This window comes from Bacillus sp. CPT56D-587-MTF, assembly GCF_058792335.1.
Genome location: NZ_JBYTEF010000001.1, coordinates 3,404,867 through 3,428,991 on the forward strand (window position 1 = coordinate 3,404,867; position 24,125 = coordinate 3,428,991).

The following is a 24,125-nucleotide window of genomic DNA, read 5'->3' on the forward strand; positions in this document are numbered from 1 at the left end:
TATGCTTACATATGATTCTTTCTAAAAACTTTAATATGTAAGGAACATAGTAAAATTCCGTATTAAATATATTCTATGTAAAAAAGCCCACACTAATGTGCGAGCTTTTTTATACTTATAAAATACTTATCGTTTTCCTTTTTCATAAGGAGTTCCTAAAGCTTTCGGAGCTTCAGAACGACCTACAAAACCGACAAGCGCTAATATTGTGAATATATATGGTAATATCGTTAATAAAACACTTGGAATTTGATCTAATACAGGGATTGTTCCGCCCGTTACACTTAGAGATTGCGCAAAACCAAAGAATAGAGCTGCACCTAGTGCGCCTAGTGGATTCCACTTTCCAAAAATCATAGCAGCTAAAGCTAAGAAACCTTGTCCTGTAATAGTTGCCCCTGAGAAGTTATTAGAAATTGACATTGCAAAAATCGCTCCACCAATTCCAGCAAACACTCCTGAAATACAGACTCCAATATAGCGCATTTTATATACGTTAATCCCCATCGTATCCGCTGCCATTGGGTGTTCACCAACAGCACGTAGACGAAGACCGAACGGTGTTTTATAAATAACATACCAAACAACGAATGCTAAAATAATGGCAATATATGACGTTATTGGTACGTTCGAGAAAAATATTTTCCCTAAAACCGGAATATCCGAAAGGCCTGGAATATCAATCTTTTCAATACGATACTGAATAAAGTCAGTCTGCCCTTTATCAAAAATCTTCTTAATTGCAAATACTGTTAAACCAAGAGATAAGAAGTTAATGGCTACACCACTTACAACTTGATCTGCTCGGAATGTAATAGAAGCTACCGCATGAAGTAATGCAAATAATCCACTACCAATTGCCGCAAATAGTAACGCAATCCACGGAGTCATCGTTCCCCAAGTATCACCCATTAATAAGTTTGTAACGACTCCAATAAATGCACCAAATAGCATTAGTCCTTCTAATCCGATGTTTACAACACCCGATCGTTCACTAAATACACCACCTAGTGCTGTGAAAATGATAGGTGCCGATGTATATAACGTACCCGTCACAAGAATGGCTAATATATCTAAAAAGCTCATTTATTTCCCCTCCTTGCTCATGCGTGTAAGCGCCCATCTTAACACATAACTACATGCAACAAAGAAGATGATACATGCAATAATTACATTAATAAGCTCTGACGGTACATCTGCCTCAAAGTTCATTTGAGGGGAAGCACTTTTCAAACCACCAAATAATAAAGCTGAAAGGATTATACCAAACGGATTATTCCCTCCAAGTAATGCTACGGCAATCCCATCAAATCCTACTCCTGTAAACGAAGACATCGCTGTCATACTCTGGAATGTCCCTAATCCTTCCATCGCTCCACCAATCCCCGCAAATGCACCAGCAATTGTCATGGAGAATACTACATTACGAGAAACTTTCATACCTGCATATTGAGAAGCATGCTGATTAAATCCTACTGACTTTAATTCGTAACCTAAAGTTGTTCGATCTAATAAGAACCACATTAAAATAGCGATTAAAATTGCTACAATAATTCCCCAGTGTAGACGTGAACCATCAGTAATAGAAGCAAGCCAGTCTGAAGATAGTGACGCACTCTCTTTAATATCATACGTTTTGTCATTACCCGCATGTAAGAAACGCTTAATGATGTCATACGTTACATACAAAGCGATATAGTTCATCATAATAGTTACAATAACTTCATTCACTTGAAACTTCCCTTTTAAATATCCCGGAATGAAGCCCCAAATTCCGCCCACCAATGCTGCAAATAAAATAGATAATGGAATATGAAGGAAAGCTGGTAGTGAGACTGCATAACCGAACCAAACCGCTGCAAGCCAACCAACTAACAATTGACCCTCTACCCCGATATTAAATAAACCTGTACGAAATGCAAACGCCACCGATAAGCCAGCAAGAATAAGCGGTATCATTGTACGAAGCGTTTCACCAATCGCACTTGCGCTGCCGAACATTCCTGTCCAAAGTGCACTATAACCAACAATTGGATCATAGCCACTAACTAGCATTACAATCGCTCCTACAAGTAAGCCGAAAATAACGGATAGTACTGGGACTAAAATATTTATCGTTCGTTCTGTTAAAAGCTTTTTAGCCATTTGTACCCACCTGCTCCTTCTTTGTTCCTCCAGCCATTAACAATCCAAGCTGTTGTTCATTCGTTTCTTTCGCATCAACTATTGCTACAATTTCCCCTTCATAAATAACAGCAATTCGATCGCTAACATTTAAGATTTCATCTAATTCTAATGATAAAAGTAATACACCTTTTCCTTTATCCCTTTGCTCTATTAATCTCTTATGAATAAATTCAATTGCTCCTACATCTAAACCACGTGTTGGCTGTGCCGCAATTAATAAATCTGGATTTCGGTCTACTTCACGTGCAATAATTGCTTTTTGTTGATTCCCCCCAGATAGAGCGCGTGCTAACGTTTGCTCACTAGGTGTACGCACATCAAACTGTTCAATAAGAGCCTTTGCTTTTTCTGTAATTTTGCTGAAATTTAAAATCCCTTTCTTTGAAAATGGATTTTTATAATACGTTTGCAGAACTATATTATCTCTAACAGAAAAATCAAGAACGAGTCCGTGTTTATGACGATCTTCTGGAATATGACCAATTCCTTCTTCTGTTATTCTTCTAACAGGCCAATTTGTTATTTCTTTTCCTTTAATTGCAATAGAACCTGACTCAACTTTTCGTAAACCAGTAATTGCTTCTATTAATTCACTTTGTCCGTTTCCATCAATCCCTGCAATCCCAACAATTTCCCCCGCACGAACAGTTAAGTCAAGGCCTTTTACAGCAGGTAGTTGACGTGCATCGTGAACAACAAGGTTTGCAATTGAAAGTACCTCTTCTTTTGGCTTCGCGTCTATTTTTTCTGTTTTAAAATTCACTTGACGTCCGACCATTAATTCTGCAAGTTTATTTTCATCCGTATTTGCAACGTCAACCGTTCCAATCCCTTTTCCTTTACGAATAATCGTACAACGATCGCAAACTTCCATAATTTCTTTCAACTTATGTGTAATAAGAACAATAGATTTTCCTTCTTGCACAAGCTTTTTCATAATTTGAATTAGCTCATGAATTTCTTGCGGTGTTAACACAGCTGTTGGTTCATCAAATATTAAAATTTCTGCACCGCGGTAAAGAGTTTTCAAAATCTCAACACGCTGCTGCATACCAACTGAAATATCCTGTATTTTCGCATATGAATCTACAGATAAACCGTATTGTTCAGACAGTTTTTGAATTTCTTTAGCAGCTTCCTCAACAGCAATTTTCCCTTTTTTCTTCGGTTCATTTCCGAGAATAATATTCTCTGTAACTGTAAAATTATGAACAAGCATAAAGTGTTGATGGACCATTCCAATACCAAGGTCATTTGCTATATTCGGATTTGTGATTTTTACAGGTTTACCTTTAATTTTAATTTCACCCTGCTCTGGTTGGTACAAACCAAATAGTACATTCATCAATGTGGATTTCCCTGCACCATTTTCTCCAAGTAAAGCATGTATCTCACCCTGCTTTACTTGCAGCGTAATATCATCATTCGCTACAATGCCTGGGAATACTTTCGTAATGTTATTCATCTCAATTACGTATTCCATTGTGTTCCTCCTTTTAACAGGGAACATTCCCTATTACACTATTAACTTATTAAGCAATTCGGAAGTTTTATACATACAAAGGTTAGTTCTATGAACTAACCTTTGCTATTTCTCTATTTATTTTTTTAGAGAAGCTTCATATTCTTTATACTCTTTATCTGTAGCTGGCACTTTAATTTCACCGGCTGTAATTTTCTTTTCAAGCTCTTCTACTTTTGTTAAAATTTCAGGGTTAACTTTTTTCACGTTATCAGTTGTTTTTGAAATACCAATACCGTCATCTTTTAAGCCAAACTCTTCAATTTTCCCGCCTTTTAAATTCCCATCTTTTGCTTCTTTAGCTACTTTTTCTACTGCTACATCAACACGTTTAATCATTGAAGTTAATGTTACATTTTCAGGCATACCTTCTTGATGTTGGTCACGGTCAACACCGATTACCCAAACATTTTCACCTTTTTTCTTACGGTTTTTCGCTTCTGTGAACACACCGTTACCTGTACCACCAGCAGCATGATAAATTACGTCTACGCCTTGACCATACATTGCTGAAGCAAGAACTGTACCTTTTTCAGGCTTATCGAATGCTTCTGCATATTCAGATACGATTTCAATGTTTGGATTTACTGCCTTTGCACCAGCTTTAAATCCATTTTCAAATTTACTAATTAAATCACTTTTCATTCCACCAACAAATCCTACTTTATTCGATTTTGTTGACATAGCTGCTACCGCACCTACAAGGAATGATCCTTCATGATCTTTAAACGTAATGCTCGTTACGTTCGGTGCATCTACAACAGTATCTACGATTGCAAATTGTTGTTTTGAAGATTCTTTTGCTACTTCTTTAATTGCACCTTCTAATTTATAACCAATTCCGAATGTTAAATCATATTTATCTTTTGAGAATTTTTTTAAATTCGGAATATAATCAGCTTCTTTTTCAGACTGAAGGTAACGATAATTTGTCTTTTCTTTTAAACCATTATCTTTACCAAACTTTTGTAACCCTTCCCAAGAAGATTGGTTAAATGACTTATCATCAACGCCCCCAACATCCGTTACGAGACCAACCTTGAAGTCTTTATTGTCTTTCGTGTCTTTCTTGTCACTGCTCGCCTTATCCGAGTTACCACATGCACCTAAAACTGTACTTGCTGCTAAAGTTAATGATAATAAAAGGCCTGCTTTTTTCTTCATACTAGAAACCCCTCCAAAAATGATATATATTTATTCTTACGCTGCTGTTCCTTACTTCTTGCTGTCACCTCCCTAAAAAGGAATTTACCTACATACGCTTTCTTAATACGTGGAAGCTAAATTTATCAGCTCTAAAGTAATTGATAGAATATAAGATTGGCTCATCATTTTGATCATAGTGCATTTGTTTTAATACAAGCAGTGCTGTTTCAGGCTCACATTCTAAAATTGGTGAGATTTTAGGGTGATAGCCAATTGGCTCAATGTGAGCAACCGCATATGTTATGCGCTTATGCGTGTTATTATGTATCACCGTTAATAATGATTCCTCATTGTAACCCGATAAGTCTGGCAATATTTCTTTTGCAAGTTTATCGATACAATACACAACAGGTTCCCCATCTGCTGTACGCACGCGTTCAATCATCACTGCATTAAAACCATCTTCACTATTAAACTTCTCTTTTTCCTCTTCTGTTAAAGTTGTAGTAGATGATGATAAAAAGATTGTTCCTGGTGTTTTCCCCACACTAGAAATCATATCTGTAATACTAGAAAGTTGTTCTATTCCAGAAGAAAATAATGGCTTTGCATTTACAAATGTCCCTACACCATGTCTACGAATGACAACATTTTCTTCTTCTAAAATACGCAACGCTTCCCTTAAAGTCGCTCTACTTACGCCAAGTTCTTTCGCTAAATCAAACTCTGATGGTAACTTTTGTCGTTCTTTATAAGCGCCATCTTTAATTTTTTCTTTGATGTGATCAATCACCCGTAGATATAGGTGACGACTATCAGATTTTACTGACATAAGACTCCCCCGCATTTCAATTATTCGACCTCTGATGTAAGACTTCTTTTCTCTTTTTTCAACTTACAACATAGTACAAATGACTAAACACCAAAATAAGTGTAATTGTCGAATAAATAATAATAATTTTTTAAAATAAAATTTTCACTCTTTATTGCATAAAAAAAACTTTGCACCATAAACATTCCTCATTTCGAGAAAAAGTTCGGCACAAAGATCCTTTACATCCTTTGTTACACACTTTTCCCCTCATAGTCTAGCAATTCATGGTTGCCAGGTAGAAACTTATGGACCTTATCTCCAAGATTATATGAGGCAGTGATTCTTTTCGAAGTAATCTTACCACTTGCTCTCATACGTGTCAACAAAATCTAACATTTTTCCGCATTAAATATCGAACATTTACATAAAACATACTCAAAGTATTCGTATTCTAAAGGGCACCCCTAAATGTAAGCCCTTTCTTTATCGCTGAGTATAGTATATAACAAAAACACTATATAAAAAAGCCTAATTGTAAAAACAATTAGGCTTTTTTTAAGAACTTTTTTCTTGTACATCATTAATGAGTACTTCTCTCGGTTTACTCCCTTCATACGGACCTACTACACCATTCATTTCCATTGCATCAATTAGGCGAGCAGCTCGCGTATAACCTACTCTAAACCTACGTTGTAACATAGAAACAGATGCTGTTTGCATTTCCACTACAAGTTGAACCGCTTCATCATATAATTCATCTTCTACTTCCTGCTTCGTATCAGGAACATCTTGCGGAATCATATCTTCTTGATATTGCGCTTTTTGCTGTCCAATAACATATTCTACGACTCTCTCAACTTCATCATCTGATAAAAATGCGCCTTGTACACGTACAGGTTTCGATGCACCAATTGGTATAAACAGCATGTCTCCACGACCTAGTAGCTTCTCTGCACCACCACCGTCAAGAATTGTACGAGAATCTGTTTGAGAAGATACAGCGAATGCAATACGTGATGGAATATTTGCTTTAATAACACCCGTAATAACGTCAACTGACGGACGTTGCGTTGCAATAATTAAATGAATACCAGCAGCACGAGCCATTTGCGCTAGACGCATAATCGCATCCTCTACATCAGACGAAGCAACCATCATTAAATCTGCTAACTCGTCCACAATTACTACAATATAAGGTAATTCGGGTTGTTTCGCTTCTGATTGACTATTATGCTCTTTTATATAATCGTTGTATCCTTCAATGTTACGTGTACCACTATGAGCAAACAATTCATAACGACGTTCCATTTCACTCACAACTTTTTTCAATGCTTGCGATGCTTTTTTCGGATCAGTTACAACTGGCGTTAACAAATGAGGCACACCGTTATATACATTTAGCTCTACCATTTTCGGGTCAATCATCATTAATTTTACTTCATGTGGTTTTGCACGCATTAAAATACTAACAATAATACCGTTAATACATACACTTTTCCCGCTACCTGTCGCACCAGCTACGAGTAAATGAGGCATTTTATTTAGCCGGGCTAATACAGCTTCACCTGTAATATCTCGGCCAAGACCAATTAACAACTTCTCTTCCGGATGATTATTAGCCTTAGAGTCAAGAACTTCCCTCAGCGTTACCATCGAAACTTCTGAGTTTGGAACTTCGATCCCTACAGCTGATTTCCCGGGAATTGGCGCTTCAATACGAATGTCCTTTGCAGCTAAAGCAAGGGCTAAATCATCACTTAAACTGACAATTTTGCTTACCTTTACCCCCATATCAGGATACACTTCATATTTTGTAACTGCAGGACCTCTATGCACTTTTGTTACTTTCGCTTTCACTCCGAAACTTTGGAATGTACGTTCTAATTTACGAGCATTCTCATAAATTTCCGCATTTTCATTTGTAACTTGCTTATTCTTTGGAAATTTTAATATATCAAGTGAAGGAAGCTTGTAATCTTTATTTTCTACATTTGAAAATTGCATAGGAGGTGCTTGCGCTTCACTCTCTAACGATTCAACAATTTTTTCTCCACGCTTTTTCTTTGGTTCTTCAATTGGCAGAGTCTCTTCAATAAACGGTGAAGTGATCAACTCTTCTTGCTCTACTTCGATTCGTTTATCCTCTTCTTCATTTACAGGATAATTCTCAGTGAAATTCGAAATAATCGGAGGATCAATTGAGATTTCTTCCATCGGCTCAATAATTTCTTCTTGTTCTGCAGCACGTTTGCTTCTTGTGCTTCTTGTTGTTTTTTTCTTTTCTGTTTGTTCAGCCGTTCTTTTGGCTCTCCAATCTTTATAATCCCCTTGCATCACTTGAAACTGACTTCTAAGAATTCTACCAACTGGAGCTAACACTTCTCCAATATGCTTATTTGTTATACAAAGTATACCGAGAATAACTAGAATAATACCAATGATATAAGCTCCTACTTCGTCAAATAAGAAGTAACATGTTGCGAACATAAGCGCACCAAACATACCACCACCTAAATGAACGCTATCTGGCCCCTTTTTCATTTCAAGAAAGAAGTTATCTTTCGTACTCACAATAACAGAAGTATTTTGCACTGCTCCATCTTTTGTAAGAAGGTTAAATAATGTAATATGACTAAACATTAATATCGCCAATACAATTAAATAAAATCCAATTAATCGTTTATTTAAAAGGTTCGGCCATCCGCGTTTTATAACAAAGGAAACCGATAAAGCTATTACACCTAACACACCAATTATGTACCACTCACCAAAGAAGAAGCGAAAAAATAACACAAACGATTTCCCTACAACGCCTAGCTGTAAAATCGTAATGATTGAAAGTGCAAAAAGAGTTAAACCGACGATTTCATAATACAAAGTTGGCTTTATCGTACGTCTTGCCTTTGCCTTCGTCCCTCTTTGCTTTTGTTTTGCCATTTCTTCACCTCGTGTTCTACATATAAGTAAAGCTCCCTTCAAAACGCTCTATTTATATGTCTGTTTTCTCTATTTTTCTGGTCTTTATATCTTCTATTTTTACACTTCTTGTAAAATGCTAAATAAACAGAAGAAAGCAGCCTACTCATGGCTGCTCAACCGTCTTGTTTTTTATATTATACCATAGCTTCTAAACAAAATCCTTCTTTTTGCTAAAAGGTTATTTTCTGACCGGGCTCAAACTCTAAATAGTGAAGTGGGTCCGTACTTAGCACACGTACAATAGAATAACATCCATGTTCCTCTTCAGAAACCATTAATTCCACACCATTTATATTTACAACTTTTTGACTTTCACATTGTGAATAATCGACCGGATACACAAGTTGCTCTGGCATAATTGTATATAAAATCATTGTAGCATTGTCCCTTCTGTACTATCTTCCGCACGAACATCTATTAATTCGTTTAATTTTCGAATCGCATTTCCAATACCGCCGACATCATCTATAAGACCGTACTTTACTGCATCCCCACCAATTACATTCGTCCCAATATCTCGCGTTAAATTTCCTTTCGCAAACATAAGCTCTTTAAAACGATCTTCTGTTACTTTCGAGTGCTTCGTCACAAAACGAATGACTCTTTCTTGCATCTTATCCAAATACTCAAATGTTTGTGGCACACCTATGACAAGACCTGTTAAACGAATTGGATGAATTGTCATCGTCGCAGTTTCCGCAATAAACGAATAGTCAGTAGAAACAGCAATCGGTACACCGATGGAATGTCCCCCACCTAAAACTAGAGATACTGTTGGTTTTGAAAGTGAAGCTACCATTTCAGAAATTGCTAGCCCAGCTTCAACGTCACCTCCAACTGTATTTAATATTAAAAGCAAACCTTCAATTTTCGGATTTTGTTCAATCGCAACAATTTGCGGAATGATATGCTCATATTTTGTTGTTTTATTTTGCGGTGGTAATTGAACATGACCTTCCACTTGTCCGATAATCGTTAAACAATGAATACGTGATTCATTCATCTGTGGTACATTTGTCTGTCCAAGCTGTTGAATTTTTTCAACTATTGAAGCCTCTTTTCCAGCTTCTTTTGGCTCAGCTTCTTTTTCTTCATTTGTATATCGATCACGTTCTGTCATTTCGCATCCCCTTTCACTCGTATATAACTATTATTTCTTAAGTTATAAATTTCATTCGATAGGGTTAAAAAGAAAAACAACATAAAATAATAGAATTTTAAAAAATAGCCCTCCACCTGACCCTTTTTGGTCAGGTGGAGGGCTATTTTTTTCATGTTTTGACAAGCTGCGGTGAGATAAGCTTGCATTTGGACAGACTTCAGCCCTCGAAACCGGGCATAGCGGTAGCCATGTAGTTCTTTGGCGTCTGCAAAGCTTCGCTCTATAGTGGAACAGCGTACTTTATACAACCTTTTCCCTGTAGCTGTTAGCTTGTTTTTTCTAGCAATATCCTTATATTTCTCCCACACATGATGAGTGATAACTTTTTGTTTTTGTTTCTTTGAAAAGCACACCTCACGTAACGGACAAACAGCGCAGTCTTCTGGATTCGATTTGTATTGACGGTATCCTTCACGATCAGTTGTTACATATTCTAGAATACATCCCATCGGACAAGCGAAAACATTCATTTCTTCTACATATTTAAATTGGCTTTTCGGTACTTCTTTATTCCGTTTTCCAAATCGGCGATACCCCATCACCATAAATATATTCCGTTCTGATAGTTTCTTACAGATATATCCTGTAAAATAGCCAGCATCAAGGGCAACAGCTTCTACTTTGAAGTCGAATTTATCAATCTGAGCTTGGAGGCGTGCTAAATACGGCTCGGAATCTGCCATATTTCCAGCCGTTACATAGGTATCTGTAATAATATTGTACTTCGCATCAGTCGTACGATGATCCAAGAAATGAAAACCATTTGGTTTTCCATCTCTCATTAAAAATCCACTATCTGGATCCGTTGTACTTATACGAGTTTTTTTGGTAGGGGTATCACTTTCCTTTCTAGGTTTTAATTCTTTTTTCCATGTACCTCACGATCTTCGATTACCGCAGCTTCTAGCTCGTCTATATAAAACTTTGCTTTTTCTTTTTTATATTTATGTACAAATTTATTTTTATTGGCATTGGCCTTAATATGTGTAGAATCTGTCATCAGTGCACGTCCTCCTACCATCCGGTGCTCCGTCGCTTGTCTCACAATCTCATCAAAAATTTCTTCGAAAATATTTGTATGAATAAAACGAGTACGACGATTCCAACTGATTGTAGAGTGATCCGGAATAGTATCCGATAGAGAAAACCCTAAAAACCAACGGTAGGCAATATTCGTTTTAATTTCCTTTTCCAATTGACGCTCAGAACGAATACCGTAAAAATATCCAATAAACATCATCTTAAATAAAACAATAGGATGAATGGACGGGCGTCCATTGTTTTCACAGTAATAAGGGCGTAACTTCTCTTCAATAAAATCAAAACTAATTGTCGCTTCAATTGCACGAAGGAAATGTTCTTGTGGAACCAACTCTTCTACAGAAACAGATACACGCTCATCACGATGATTTTTTAAAGCACCCATCATAAAAAATCTCTCCTTTTCCTCTTTTTTATCAGTGTTGACACATAAAAAGAGGTTCAGACACAAAAACAGGCTGTGGAGAAGACTTTCTCCACAGCCTGAAAAAGATCACCCATAAGGGTGATCTTTTTATACTTCCATAATAATCGGTAAAATCATAGGTTTTCTCTTTGTCTCTTCGTACAAGAACTGTCCTAATAATTCACGAATATTTTGTTTTAACATTGACCATTCAATTGAATATTCTTTAATTGACTGCTCAACAATCATACGTACAATCTCTGTAGATCGTTCAATTAACGCTTCTGATTCACGAACATATACGAAACCACGTGAAATGATTTCTGGGCCAGAGATAATTTTCTTTTCATCTTTACCAAGCGTTACAACAACTACTAGTATTCCATCTTGAGATAACATCTTTCTATCTCGAAGAACGATATTACCAACGTCACCTACACCTAATCCATCAATTAAAACATTACCAGCTTGTACTTTACCGACTAAGTTTGCTTCATCGTCACCAAAAGCAATTACATCGCCTTTTTCTACGATAAAGATATTTTCTCTTGTAATACCTACATCTTCAGCTAAATATGCATGTGCTTTTTGCATACGGAACTCACCATGTACGGGTACAAAGTACTTTGGTTTCATTAAATTTAACATTAATTTTAATTCTTCTTGGCTACCGTGACCTGACACGTGAACTTTTCGTTCGCCGTAATAAACAACTTCAGCTCCAGCTCTAAATAACAAATCAATAATTTTTGATACAGATATTTCATTACCCGGAATTGGCGAAGCAGCAATGATAACAGTATCACCTTTACGAATTGAAATTTGCTTATGCGCTTGTTTTGCCATTCTAGATAGAGCAGCCATCGGTTCACCTTGACTACCTGTCGTTAAAATAGCTACCTTTTTCTCTGGGAAGTTGTCTACTTCTTGTAATGAAATAACCATACCTTCTGGAACATCTAAATAACCAAGACGTCTTGCAATGTCTACTACTTTCACCATACTACGTCCTACTACTGCTACTTTTCGCCCTGTTTCAGCAGCTGCATCAAATACTTGTTGAATACGATGTACATTCGATGCAAATGAAGCAACGATAATGCGACCTTCTGCGCCGTAGAACACTTTAGAGATTTCTACACCAACTTCTTTTTCTGAACCTGTATAGCCTGGGCGCTCTGCGTTTGTACTATCAGATAATAAGCAAAGTACGCCTTCATTTCCGATTTGTGCCATTTTACCAAGGTCTGCTCCACTATTTCCAATTGGAGTTTGATCGAATTTAAAGTCTCCCGTATATACGACTGCACCTTTTGATGTATGGAAACAAACGCCAACAGAATCCGGAATACTATGTGTCGTTCCGAAGAATGACACCGTTGTAGTGTTAAATTCTACTGTTGAATTTGAATCGATTGTTTTTAGGTCTACACGGCCTAACATGCCCGCTTCACCAAGTTTTTCTTGTATAAGTCCTACTGTTAATTTCGTTGCATAGACTGGAATAGATAATTTACGAAGTACATACACAATTCCACCAATATGATCTTCATGACCGTGAGTAATAAATAAACCTTTTACTCGCTCTTGATTTTCCACTAAATATGTAATATCAGGAATAACGATATCAATTCCAAACATTTCATCTCCCGGGAACATTAACCCTGCATCTACGATAAAGATTTCAGAATCAATTTCAACACAGTACATGTTTTTCCCGATTTCACCTACTCCACCAAGAGCAAATACTTTAACAGACTCATTCTCTTTTCTCTTCATGTTGTTGCCTGGTTTAAAAATCTTGCAAACACTGATTTCACTAAAATTGCAGAGACACCAGGGGAAACTCTACAACCACCATATTTTCACCGTCCAAGACGAATGTCCTTACCGTTATGCGATATCATGTCCTTGTTTATTTTTTAAACCAGGTTTCACCTCTCTTTCATTATATAAATCAAATATCTTATTCGATATGATATGAAAATTTAATTAAATTATAATTTTTCCCAATTTTGCTAAGCATACCCGTACTAAGCTACTTAGCCATATTATACCTGATACAAGAAATAGAACACAAGTTAAATCGTGCGAAAGAAAGAGGAAAAGAACGGAATGACAACAAAAGTATCGAACGTATTTCCTTTATATTTACTCCGATTTTATACTCCATATTATTTTGAAGAACTAGCCATACATACGCTAAATTCATTTCATAATAGGGAGTTTCAAGATTTATTTTTCTAGAATCCAACAAAAACACTTACAAAATGGAGTTTTTTTATGAATTACGTCACATTTGAGGGGATTTCTCTAAAAACAGACACCGTAGTTTATTACGTTTATGCCATAATATCTATCATTTTTTGACTCAGTTAAAGGGGTACGATTATTTTCTTATACACATAATGAAGAAGCGATTAATATTCTTATAAGAACACATATAAGTAAGAAAAAGAGGAAAAGATTTGCATATAATAAAAAATGACCTAGTTCTACACTAGGTCATTTTTTATTAACGAGGGATAGATTGCATTACAGATTGTAACGTTACTCTTTCTTCTTCTGTTAATGGAAGAAGTGGTAAACGTACAGAACCTACATCTAATCCAACCATTTGTAACGCTGTTTTTACTGGAGTTGGACTTGGCGCCATAAATAATGAATCAGTTACTCTTACAAGTAATTGATGTAATTTTTGTGCCTTCTTAAATTCTCCTGCTTGAAATGCTGTAATCATTTCTTGCATTTCGTTTCCGATAACATGAGAGGCTACCGAAACGATACCTTTCGCTCCAACTGCCATAGCTGGTAACGTTAAACCGTCATCACCGCTGTATACCGCAAAGTCGTCCGCTGTTTTTTCAATGATTTCTGTCATTGTTAACACATCGCCGCCGGCATCTTTAATAGCAACAATGTTTTCTATTTCTGATAAACGAACAACTGTATCAACGGAGATTTGTACAATAGATCGTCCTGGAACGTTATATAGCATAACCGGAAGCGGCGTGCTTTCAGCAATTGCTTTAAAATGCTGATACATTCCTTCTTGACTCGGTTTGTTATAATACGGTGCTACTAGCATTACTGCATCCACACCAACTTCTGTTGCCTTTTTAGTTAAGTCAATAGAAGCATGCGTATTATTGCTACCTGTTCCAGCGATTACGGGCACTCTTTTATCGACAACAGATACGACATGGCGATATAACGCTACTTTCTCTTCTGAAGTTAATGTAGGAGATTCTCCTGTCGTTCCTCCTACCACGATTGCTGTTGTACCGTTATCAATTAAATAATTTACCAATTTCGTTGTCTTTGCAAAATCGATATTCCCGTTTATATCAAACGGTGTTACCATCGCGGTTGCAATTGTCCCAAAATCTATCATGGTCTCACTCCTTATTGTTCCAGTTGCTTTTCTTTTGAAAGCTCAAACGCACTATGTAATGCATTTACAGCCTCCACTAAATCAGTTTCTTTTACAAGAACCCAAATTGTTGTATGACTATCTGCCGATTGCAGGATTTGAATACCTTTTTCCGCTAAAGCTGTAACGATTTTCGCAGTAACCCCTGGGTATCCTGCCATTCCAGCCCCAACGATAGATACTTTCGCACAATGTTCTGTCACAATTGGCTCATATCCAAGGTTCTGTAATAATTTAACTGCATGACTTGATACATTATCACTCACCGTATATGCTACGCCAGTAGGTGAAATATTAATTAAATCAACACTTATTCCTTCGTTCGCCATCTCTTTAAACACATGTTGTTGCAAATCATATGCCGTTTCTTTTGCAAGCACTTTAATTTGCGTTACGTTTGATACGTGGGCAATGCCTGTAACAGGACGTTCTTCTACATCACGACCTCTTGTAGCACCGTCATATGCTGAAATAAGCGTACCTTCACTATCAGAATACGTAGAACGTACACGAAGTGGCACTTTTGCATGCATCGCAATTTCAACTGCACGTGGATGAACGACTTTCGCACCTTGATAAGCCATGTTACAAATTTCGTTATACGTTACAGTTTGAAGATGACGTGCATCTTTTACAATACGAGGATCCGCAGTCATAACACCTTCTACATCAGTGAATATATCGATGTATTCAGCATGAAGTGCAACACCTAATGCTGAAGCTGAAGTATCACTACCTCCGCGTCCAAGTGTTGTCGTATCACCTTTTTTCGTTTGTCCTTGAAATCCTGTAACGACAATTACATCTACATTTTCTAACTCTTCATGTATACGATCGCAATTCATTTCAATAATCTTTGCATTCGTAAAGTCATCATTCGTTACAAAACCAGCTTGTGCACCATTTAATGCTGCTGCTTTTATACCGTTCTCATTCAACATATTAGAGAAAACAATTGCAGAGATTAACTCTCCACACGATAATAATAAATCTTGCTCACGCTTAGAAATAGTAGATTCCTCTTGATTTACAAGACTTAATAACGTATCCGTTGCATATGGTTCACCTTGACGGCCCATAGCAGATACGACAGTAACTACTTTATAACCAGCAGCTAATGATTTTTTTATATGATGAAGCGCATGCTTACGTCCATTGTCATCACGTACTGATGTGCCACCAAATTTTTGAACAATTATTTTCATATTTTGCACCTTCTCTTAGCCGTTTACACTAATTGTAATTTTACTAAGCGCTCTGCAATTTGAACAGAATTCCATGCAGCGCCTTTTAATAAGTTATCAGATACGACCCAAAGATGGAATCCTTTATCGTTATTTAAATCTTTACGGATTCTTCCAACGAATACTTCGTTTTTACCTACTGCAGTAGCTGGCATTGGATATAACTGCTCTTCTGGATTATCTTGTAGAACAATACCTTCCGCATTTGCAAGTAAGCTCTTTAATTCTGCTACTGTTACGCCTTCTTTTTCTACTTCGATGTAAACAGACTCAGAGTGTCCTGATACAACTGGTAAACGTACACATGTTGCCGCTACTTCTAATTCAGGCATATGCATAATTTTTTTCGTTTCGTTAATCATTTTCATTTCTTCAAACGTAAATCCATTATCTTGGAATTTATCAATCTGTGGAATCGCATTAAAAGCAATTGGGAAATGCTTCTTATCACCTGATACAGGAAGAACATTTGCCTTAACTTCTTCGCCATTTAAGATTGCTTGTGATTGTTCATGCAGTTCTTCAATAGCTGCCGCACCAGCACCTGATACAGCTTGATATGTAGAAACGATTACTCGTTTTAAACCATATTGCTGACGAACTGGCTCAAGAGCTACTACCATTTGAATTGTAGAACAGTTTGGATTTGCAATAATACCATTATGTTCTTTTAAGTCGTTTTCATTTACTTCAGGTACAACAAGTGGCACGTTTTCTGTCATACGGAATGCACTTGTATTATCAACAACAATCGCACCGCGTTTTGCTGCTTCTGGCGCTAATTGTTTCGATACAGATCCACCAGCACTAAATAGTGCAATATCTACTCCTTCAAAGCTTTCAGGAGTTGCCTCTTGAACTGTAAATTCTTCGCCTTTAAATACAAGTTTCTTACCTGCAGATCGTTTAGATGAAAGTAACGTTAATTTCCCGATTGGAAATTCTCGTTTCTCTAAAGTATTTAACATTTGTTCACCAACTGCGCCGGTTGCTCCAACTACAGCGACATGAAAAGTTTTTTGCTTTTCCATCACTATGCCCCTTTCTAGATACCAATCCTTCTATAACTTAGAATCAGAAGGAGTATACAATACCCCTTCTAATCTTAATAACGTTAATTTTATCATATTCTACAGTAAGAATGATGGTTTCATCAAAAATTGTCCGTTTTTTTTCGTTTTTTAATTCATATATCTGAATTTTTCTACGACAACCGGTTGCAATTGCTTCCCTTGCAGCGCTTCTAACACTGTATCTTCAAGCAACTCCATGCGAGCTACCATTGAGTTCGGTTTTTTCTCTGGTGCATCTTGCCCGAATGGGACGAAGTAGATGTTTTTTGTTGCCATTAGGCGCATGAGATTTACCCCATTTAATCCTAAAGCATCATTCGTCGAAACTGCCAATACGACAGGCTTGCCATTTCTTAGCGTCGCTTTTGCTGCCATTAGTACTGGAGAATCTGTCATTGCATTTGCAAATTTACTCATAGAATTTCCTGTTAAAGGAGCGATTACCATGCAGTCTAATGGAATTTTAGGTCCAAGTGGCTCTGCTCCAACAATTGAATTAATTGCTTTAAAACCTGTTATTTCTTCAATCTTCTTAATCCACTCTGCTCCTTCTCCAAATCTAGTATTTGTTGATTGAACAGTGTATGAAACAACAGGACGTACTTCTGCTCCTTCAGCAATTAATTTTTCTAAGTGCGGCATAACTTCCTCATACGTACAATGTGAACCTGTAAATCCGAAACCAATTCGTTTCCCCTTCAAACTCATTTCTTTTCCTCCTCCTTTGCGATTGCATCTGCTGCTAATAACTGAGAAAGAACATTTGCTAAGATTTGCCCAGCCGTTTTTGGGGCAACAATACCTGGTAATCCAGGTGCTAGCAATGCTTTGACTCCTCTTTTTTCTGCATATCTAAAGTCGGTACCGCCTGGTTTAGAAGCTAAATCAATCACTAACGTATGAGCTGGCATTTTTGCAATAACATTCGCTGTTACAACGAGGTGCGGAATCGTATTAATTACAATATCGATATTTCCTACTTTTTTCTCTATGTCTTGCATATGAAAAGGAGAAAACATCATTTCTGTAATACGTGCAATATGTTCAGATCGTCTTGCTCCAACTTTGACATGGGCTCCTAATGATTGAAATGCTCTCGCAACACTCATTCCTGTTCTACCAAATCCTAGAACCATTACATTGGACCCATGAATTGTATAGTCGGTATGTTGAATTACCATCATTAATGTACCTTCTACCGTTGGAATAGAATTGTATATTGCTACATCATCACGATCAAATAATTTAACAAGTTTTCGGTTCGTAGTAGATACGAGATTTTCCAAGTAAGGTGTACCAATACCTGAATATATAGTAAAGTGTTCTGGTGTATTTTCAATTTGTTCTTTCGTTATTGAAACTTTTTCATTTGAAAAAATAGTATCTACTTCTCCTTTGGCATTTGTACCGGCAACCGGCAAAATAATTGCGTCTACAGAAGTGAAATCTAAATTTTGTATACTTTCCTTTGCTGCCCCTGTGAAACCATGATCTAACTGATCAAAACCTATCAAAGAAAGTTTCGCATCCAATTCAACTAGCTTACGAATTACTTCTAGCTGCCTTGCATCTCCTCCTATGACAGCAATATGCATCTCAGTCAACATTCCCTAATTCACCTTCTTTTTCTGTCATTTATAAGAAAAGTGCCTACTTTTTCTTTTTCCTCCACATCATATGTAATGTACGAGTTTATGGTGATTGAAAATCCAAATGCACATATGATTTATCAGGTTTCTATGTAGATACAAAAAAAGATGACCAAAATGGCCATCCTTCACTCCGAATTTGAACGATCTATACTATCACAAAGAAGCATATCGTGTCCGACTTTCTTTATTTGACTCCATGCCACCCTTACTTCTTGTGGTTCCTTTTTAAAACCTCCCCACTTCCCTACAGGTATTATAAGTGTTTGTATTTGCCCGTCTTTCTCATTAATCTCTAAATCCATATAACCTAAGACTCCCATTTTTTCCGCTTTTTCTATATCTACAACCTCTTTACCACTTAATTCACTTAATCGCATACACACTCCACTCCCCTACTGAATTTTTCATTTGCATTGTCTATAATTAGTACCTATTCTATATGTATAAAAAAAATAACCTTCTCTCATTTAAAAAGAGAGAAGGTTATTTTTTATACATCGTAAAAATTGATTATAGTTTTATTCCTTTTGGAAGTTTTCCGTCTGGACTAATAAGTGCCGCAGAGAACTCGTCAGTAAACATATTGCGAATTAATCCGTCCACATTTTCTTTTGTTACAGTGTTTACACTTTCAATAATCTCATCAAGTGAACGATGTTTACGAAGAAGCAATTCATTTTTACCGTTACGGCTCATACGGCTATTTGTACTTTCTAAACTTAACATTAAGTTTCCTTTTAATTGCTCTTTACTATTCATAAGCTCTTTTTCTGTAATACCTGTATTTTTCAATGTCTCTAATGTTTCTTGCATTGTTTCATACAATGTATCTAATTGTTGGCTACCTGTTCCACCGTAAAGTGTTAACATGCCTGTATCTTCATAAGAAGAGTGGTAAGAAAATACTGAGTAAGCTAATCCACGTTGCTCACGTACTTCTTGGAATAAACGGCTACTCATGCTACCACCTAAAACATTATTTAATACAATTAAGTTATAAATATCTTCGTGTCCCATTTGTAAGCCTTTATATCCTAGACATAAATGAGCTTGTTCCGTTTCTTTTTTACGGGCTACCTTATTGAAATGGAAAATTGGGCTATGTACTTGTTCACGGTTTGTTGTTCCTTCATAACTACCGAAATATTGCTCCACTGTTTGTAAAAATGCTTCATCAATATTTCCTGCGATTGATACAACTACATTTTCAGGTGTGTAATGATCTTTTATATATTGACGTAACGTATCACCTGTAAACGTATTAAGCGTTTCTTCTGTTCCTAAAATAGGATATCCAAGTGGATGCGTTTCATATGTTGCTTTCGTTAACATATCATGCACAATATCATCTGGAGCATCTTCGTACATTTTAATTTCTTCACATACGACATTCTTCTCTTTTTTCAGTTCTTCCTCATCAAATGTTGAATTAAAGAACATGTCTGCTAAAACATCTAAAGCATATTTAGCATGCTCATCTAATACTTTTGCATAGTAACATGTATATTCTTTTGAAGTAAATGCATTCACTTGACCACCAATGCTATCAAATGATTCTGCAATCTCTCGTGCACTACGTGTTTCTGTCCCTTTAAAGAACATATGCTCTAAAAAGTGAGAAATCCCGTTATTTTTTTCATTTTCATTTCTTGATCCCGCATGGATCCAAATACCAATCGCAACCGATCTTACAGTTGGTATATTCTCCATAACTATTCTTACACCATTTTTACAAGTATATTTTTTAATCAAAAACTTTCCTCCTACTGCCAGTTTCTCTAAATAAGTGCTATTATTTAATGATAACAAGTTTAAGGATGAATGTCATGCAAATGTATTTAATCCACACGTTTTTCATCCAGTAATTCTGTTATATTCCCCACTTTATATCCTTGTTCCTTCAATTTTTTAATCATTGTATCTAATGCTTCTGCCGTTGACGAAGTAGGATGCATTAATACGATAGCACCTGGGTGTATTTTTCTCATTACTCTCTGCAATAGTACATCTGGCTCAGGTCGCTTCCAATCGATTGTATCGACAGTCCACATAATCGTTCCCATTTGGAAATCATCAGCGATTTTCACGACTTCATCCCGAAAACTTCCACTCGGCGGGGCAAACCATCTTACTTTTTGATTCGTTACTACTTCTATCATTCGATTTGTTTTTTGTAACTGCTCTCGTATTTCATCAGACGATAGCGTTTTCATATTAGGGTGCGTATAAGAATGATTTCCGACTTCTTGATTTGCATCGACAATCATTTTTGCAAATCGTAAATTTTCTTTCACCCAACGTCCTTCTAAAAAGAAAGTGGCCTTCACATCATGCTTTTTCAATATCTCTAATATGCGAGGCAAATACTCATTTCCCCATGCCACATTTATTGTTAATCCTACCATCTTTTTATTTGGATGGCCTCTATAAATTGGAGCGGGTGATAAATCTTCTAAATGAACACTCGGTGAGACTTCTTTGAATTCAAGATATTTTTGATCAAATTCCTTTAGCTTCTTCATATTATTATACGATGCTTCAATATCCACTTGTCTTCCATTATATCCAGGTGTTGCCTTCCATATTTTATCAATCATCGCATTTTGAGGTGCAATCTCATACTTTTTTGCATGCTTTTGAATTTCTTCATGCAAGTTATCTTGTGCAAAAACAGAATAAGAGCCTAAACTGACATATAAAGAAAATATACATATGTATGCCAATATACGAACTTTCATATAAACCCTCCCAAATTAACTATATAAAAACATTTTCTTCTTATCTTTGTTAATTTGAGCGTTATAATGAAAACTATACCTATGCTGACATAAAAATATATATAAATCATATTTTTACATAACAAAAAAAGCCAGTTAAACTGGCTTTTACTTATTGCTGCTCTTGTTTGTTTTCTTCTTTAGCAGCTTCTTTTTCTTGCTCTTCTTTTAGCAATACTTTTCTAGATAGATTTACGCGACCTTGCTTGTCAATCTCGATAACTTTAACTGTAATTACATCACCGATTTTTACAACGTCTTCTACTTTACCTACACGCTCAAGTGCAAGTTCAGAAATATGAACTAATCCATCTTTACCGCTGAATAATTCAACGAAAGCACCGAATTTCTCAACACGTTTCACTTTTCCTTCGTAGATTTCACCTACTTGTACTTCGCGAACGATATCTTCGATAATTTTCTTAGTTTTGTCGTTCATTTCTTGGTTTATTGAAGAAATGAATACTGTGCCATCTTGCTCGATGTCAATTTTAACGCCAGTTTCTTCAATAATTTTATTGATTTGTTTACCGCTCGGTCCGATAACGTCACGGATTTTATCTGGATTAATTGTCATTGTAATAATCTTTGGAGCGTACGCTGATAATTCAGTGCGTGGCTCTGGAATAACAGATAACATATGATTTAGAATGTGCACACGACCAACTTTCGCTTGTTGTAATGCCTCTTCTAAAATTTCACGAGATAGACCATCGATTTTAATGTCCATTTGTAGTGCAGTTACACCTTGTGCTGTGCCTGCTACTTTAAAGTCCATATCACCTAAATGATCTTCCATACCTTGAATATCAGATAAAATTGTGTAATGCTCACCAGTTTTAACTAGACCCATTGCAATACCTGCAACTGGAGCTTTAAGTGGAACACCAGCATCCATCATTGCTAAAGTACTACCACAAATACTTGCTTGTGAAGTAGAACCATTTGATTCTAAAACTTCAGATACAAGACGTACTGTGTATGGGAAATCTTTTTCAGATGGAATTACAGGCTCAAGTGCGCGTTCTCCTAGTGCACCGTGACCGATTTCACGACGACCTGGTCCACGCATTGGTCTTGTTTCACCAACACTAAATGATGGGAAATTGTAATGGTGCATAAAGCGTTTTGATTCTTCTACACCAAGACCATCTAAAATTTGCACATCGCCTAATGCACCTAATGTACAAATACTTAATGCTTGTGTTTGTCCACGAGTGAACAAACCAGAACCGTGTGTACGAGATAAAATACCAACCTCTGATGCTAATGGACGGATTTCGTCACCTTTACGGCCATCTGGACGGATTTTTTCAACTGTAATAAGACGACGTACTTCTTCTTTTACAATTTTATATAAAATCTCATTTACTTGTCCTAATGTATCAGCGTCAGCTTCCTGCGCTTCGTAATGCTCAATAACACGCTTTTTCACTTCGTTAATTGCATCTTCACGTGCATGTTTCTCATGTACTTGAATTGCTGAATGCATATCTTCTTCAGCCATTTCACGTACAGCTTGGTTAAGATCAGCGTCAACTTCATAAAGTTTCACTTCTGATTTCTCTTTACCTACAGCTTGTACAATCTCTTCTTGGAATGCAATTAGACGTTTAATTTCGTCATGACCAAACATAATTGCTTCTAACATTGTTTCTTCAGGTACTTGATCTGCTCCTGCTTCAACCATGTTAATCGCATCTTTCGTACCAGCTACAACTAAGTGAATATCACTTTGTTCTTGCTGTTCTACTGTTGGGTTAATAACGAATTCGCCATTAATACGGCCAACTGTCGCACCAGCGATTGGACCTTCAAATGGAATATCTGAAATCGATAACGCTAATGAAGAACCAAGCATAGCTGCCATTTCAGAAGAACAATCTTGATCAACACTCATTACAATGCTGACAACTTGTACTTCGTTACGGAAGCCATCTGCGAATAGCGGACGAATTGGACGGTCGATTAAACGACTTGCCAAAATTGCTTTTTCACTTGGACGACCTTCACGCTTAATAAAACCGCCAGGAATTTTTCCGACTGCATATAAACGCTCTTCATAGTTTACTGTAAGTGGGAAGAAATCTACATTTTTTGCTTCTTTTGATGCAGTTGCTGTAGATAGAACCGCTGTATCGCCATATCTTACTAATACTGCTCCGTTCGCTTGTTTTGCAAGCTGACCAGTTTCAACTGTTAGCTGGCGACCAGCTAAATCTATCGAGAAGACTTGCTTTTCTTGACTCATTTAAGTACCCCTCTCAATTTAAAGTATTCAATTCTTCTATGTAAATGGATAGTATATCACAATATTCTACCTCTAGTATTGCCTAAAATTAAGTAAGCTATAAAGCGTAGAAGATATATTTTTACCTAACAAAAAAGCGGGAATATTCCCGCTTCTTTGACTATCGACGTAAGCCAAGCTTTGTGATTAATTCACGGTAACGTGTGATATCGCTATTACGAAGGTAAGTTAGTAAGTTACGACGTTTACCAACCATCTTTAATAGACCACGACGTGAATGATGATCTTTCTTGTGAGTACGTAAGTGCTCGTTTAGAGTGTTAATTTGCTCCGTTAGGACAGCAATTTGAACCTCTGGAGAACCAGTATCAGTCTCATGAGTTCTAAATTGTGCAATGATTTCATTTTTACGTTCTTGTGTTAAAGCCATCCTATTTC

Annotated in this window: 19 protein-coding genes, 1 pseudogene and 1 riboswitch; all 20 genes and pseudogenes read right to left on the minus strand. The window is 36.6% G+C overall.

Annotated features, from left to right (window positions below):
- Positions 1–126: 126 nt before the first annotated feature.
- On the minus strand, positions 127–1,086 hold the full coding sequence (locus AC3WVZ_RS17475) for an ABC transporter permease (protein WP_000008856.1): 960 nt from the start codon (positions 1,084–1,086) through the stop codon (positions 127–129).
- Positions 1,087–2,145, minus strand: coding sequence for an ABC transporter permease (locus tag AC3WVZ_RS17480; RefSeq protein WP_001085254.1), 1,059 nt, complete (start codon positions 2,143–2,145; stop codon positions 1,087–1,089).
- Positions 2,138–3,670: an ABC transporter ATP-binding protein gene (locus tag AC3WVZ_RS17485; RefSeq protein ID WP_233935210.1), complete on the minus strand. Its 1,533-nt coding sequence runs from the start codon at positions 3,668–3,670 to the stop codon at positions 2,138–2,140. The genes AC3WVZ_RS17480 and AC3WVZ_RS17485 overlap by 8 nt, the downstream gene beginning before the upstream one ends.
- A gap of 117 nt (positions 3,671–3,787) precedes the next feature.
- On the minus strand, positions 3,788–4,873 hold the full coding sequence (locus AC3WVZ_RS17490) for a BMP family lipoprotein (protein WP_000725771.1): 1,086 nt from the start codon (positions 4,871–4,873) through the stop codon (positions 3,788–3,790).
- A gap of 88 nt (positions 4,874–4,961) precedes the next feature.
- Positions 4,962–5,687 (minus strand): GntR family transcriptional regulator, encoded by a 726-nt coding sequence (locus AC3WVZ_RS17495; RefSeq protein ID WP_000114182.1) that lies wholly within the window; start codon positions 5,685–5,687, stop codon positions 4,962–4,964.
- Between the two features lie 232 nt (positions 5,688–5,919).
- Positions 5,920–6,021: riboswitch (purine riboswitch) on the minus strand.
- A 203-nt stretch (positions 6,022–6,224) separates the two neighbouring features.
- On the minus strand, positions 6,225–8,606 hold the full coding sequence (locus AC3WVZ_RS17500; RefSeq protein WP_233935212.1) for a DNA translocase FtsK: 2,382 nt from the start codon (positions 8,604–8,606) through the stop codon (positions 6,225–6,227).
- A gap of 212 nt (positions 8,607–8,818) precedes the next feature.
- On the minus strand, positions 8,819–9,022 hold the full coding sequence (locus AC3WVZ_RS17505) for a YlzJ-like family protein (protein ID WP_000605036.1): 204 nt from the start codon (positions 9,020–9,022) through the stop codon (positions 8,819–8,821).
- Entirely contained in the window at positions 9,019–9,768 is a 750-nt protein-coding gene (gene tepA / locus AC3WVZ_RS17510) for a translocation-enhancing protein TepA (RefSeq protein WP_000139806.1), read from the minus strand. Before tepA ends, AC3WVZ_RS17505 begins: the two co-directional genes overlap by 4 nt.
- Positions 9,769–9,869: 101 nt before the next feature.
- Positions 9,870–11,239: pseudogene (locus tag AC3WVZ_RS17515) on the minus strand (IS1182-like element ISBth7 family transposase); the annotation flags it as partial.
- A gap of 126 nt (positions 11,240–11,365) precedes the next feature.
- Positions 11,366–13,036, minus strand: a complete 1,671-nt coding sequence (locus AC3WVZ_RS17520; RefSeq protein ID WP_000823096.1) for a ribonuclease J — start codon at positions 13,034–13,036, stop codon at positions 11,366–11,368.
- A gap of 736 nt (positions 13,037–13,772) precedes the next feature.
- Complete coding sequence (gene dapA, locus AC3WVZ_RS17525) at positions 13,773–14,651, minus strand: 4-hydroxy-tetrahydrodipicolinate synthase (RefSeq protein WP_000564763.1); 879 nt, start codon at positions 14,649–14,651, stop codon at positions 13,773–13,775.
- An 11-nt stretch (positions 14,652–14,662) separates the two neighbouring features.
- Positions 14,663–15,895: an aspartate kinase gene (gene dapG, locus AC3WVZ_RS17530; protein WP_000692459.1), complete on the minus strand. Its 1,233-nt coding sequence runs from the start codon at positions 15,893–15,895 to the stop codon at positions 14,663–14,665.
- A gap of 23 nt (positions 15,896–15,918) precedes the next feature.
- The gene (gene asd / locus AC3WVZ_RS17535; protein ID WP_000414846.1) at positions 15,919–16,965 is read right to left on the minus strand and encodes an aspartate-semialdehyde dehydrogenase; all 1,047 of its coding nucleotides are present in this window, start codon (positions 16,963–16,965) and stop codon (positions 15,919–15,921) included.
- Between the two features lie 150 nt (positions 16,966–17,115).
- Complete coding sequence (dpaB, locus tag AC3WVZ_RS17540) at positions 17,116–17,715, minus strand: dipicolinate synthase subunit B (RefSeq protein ID WP_000053596.1); 600 nt, start codon at positions 17,713–17,715, stop codon at positions 17,116–17,118.
- Positions 17,712–18,614, minus strand: coding sequence for a dipicolinic acid synthetase subunit A (gene dpaA / locus AC3WVZ_RS17545; RefSeq protein WP_000954739.1), 903 nt, complete (start codon positions 18,612–18,614; stop codon positions 17,712–17,714). The genes dpaB and dpaA overlap by 4 nt, the downstream gene beginning before the upstream one ends.
- Positions 18,615–18,784: 170 nt before the next feature.
- A complete protein-coding gene (locus AC3WVZ_RS17550) occupies positions 18,785–19,036 on the minus strand; it encodes a YlmC/YmxH family sporulation protein (protein WP_001239759.1) in 252 nt (83 codons plus the stop codon).
- A gap of 133 nt (positions 19,037–19,169) precedes the next feature.
- Positions 19,170–20,411, minus strand: coding sequence for a M16 family metallopeptidase (locus AC3WVZ_RS17555; protein ID WP_000592996.1), 1,242 nt, complete (start codon positions 20,409–20,411; stop codon positions 19,170–19,172).
- An 86-nt stretch (positions 20,412–20,497) separates the two neighbouring features.
- Positions 20,498–21,397, minus strand: a complete 900-nt coding sequence (locus AC3WVZ_RS17560) for a polysaccharide deacetylase family protein (protein ID WP_000868217.1) — start codon at positions 21,395–21,397, stop codon at positions 20,498–20,500.
- Between the two features lie 151 nt (positions 21,398–21,548).
- On the minus strand, positions 21,549–23,687 hold the full coding sequence (gene pnp / locus AC3WVZ_RS17565; protein WP_233935214.1) for a polyribonucleotide nucleotidyltransferase: 2,139 nt from the start codon (positions 23,685–23,687) through the stop codon (positions 21,549–21,551).
- Positions 23,688–23,847: 160 nt separating this feature from the next.
- Complete coding sequence (rpsO, locus tag AC3WVZ_RS17570) at positions 23,848–24,117, minus strand: 30S ribosomal protein S15 (protein WP_001229392.1); 270 nt, start codon at positions 24,115–24,117, stop codon at positions 23,848–23,850.
- Between the last annotated feature and the right edge of the window lie 8 nt (positions 24,118–24,125).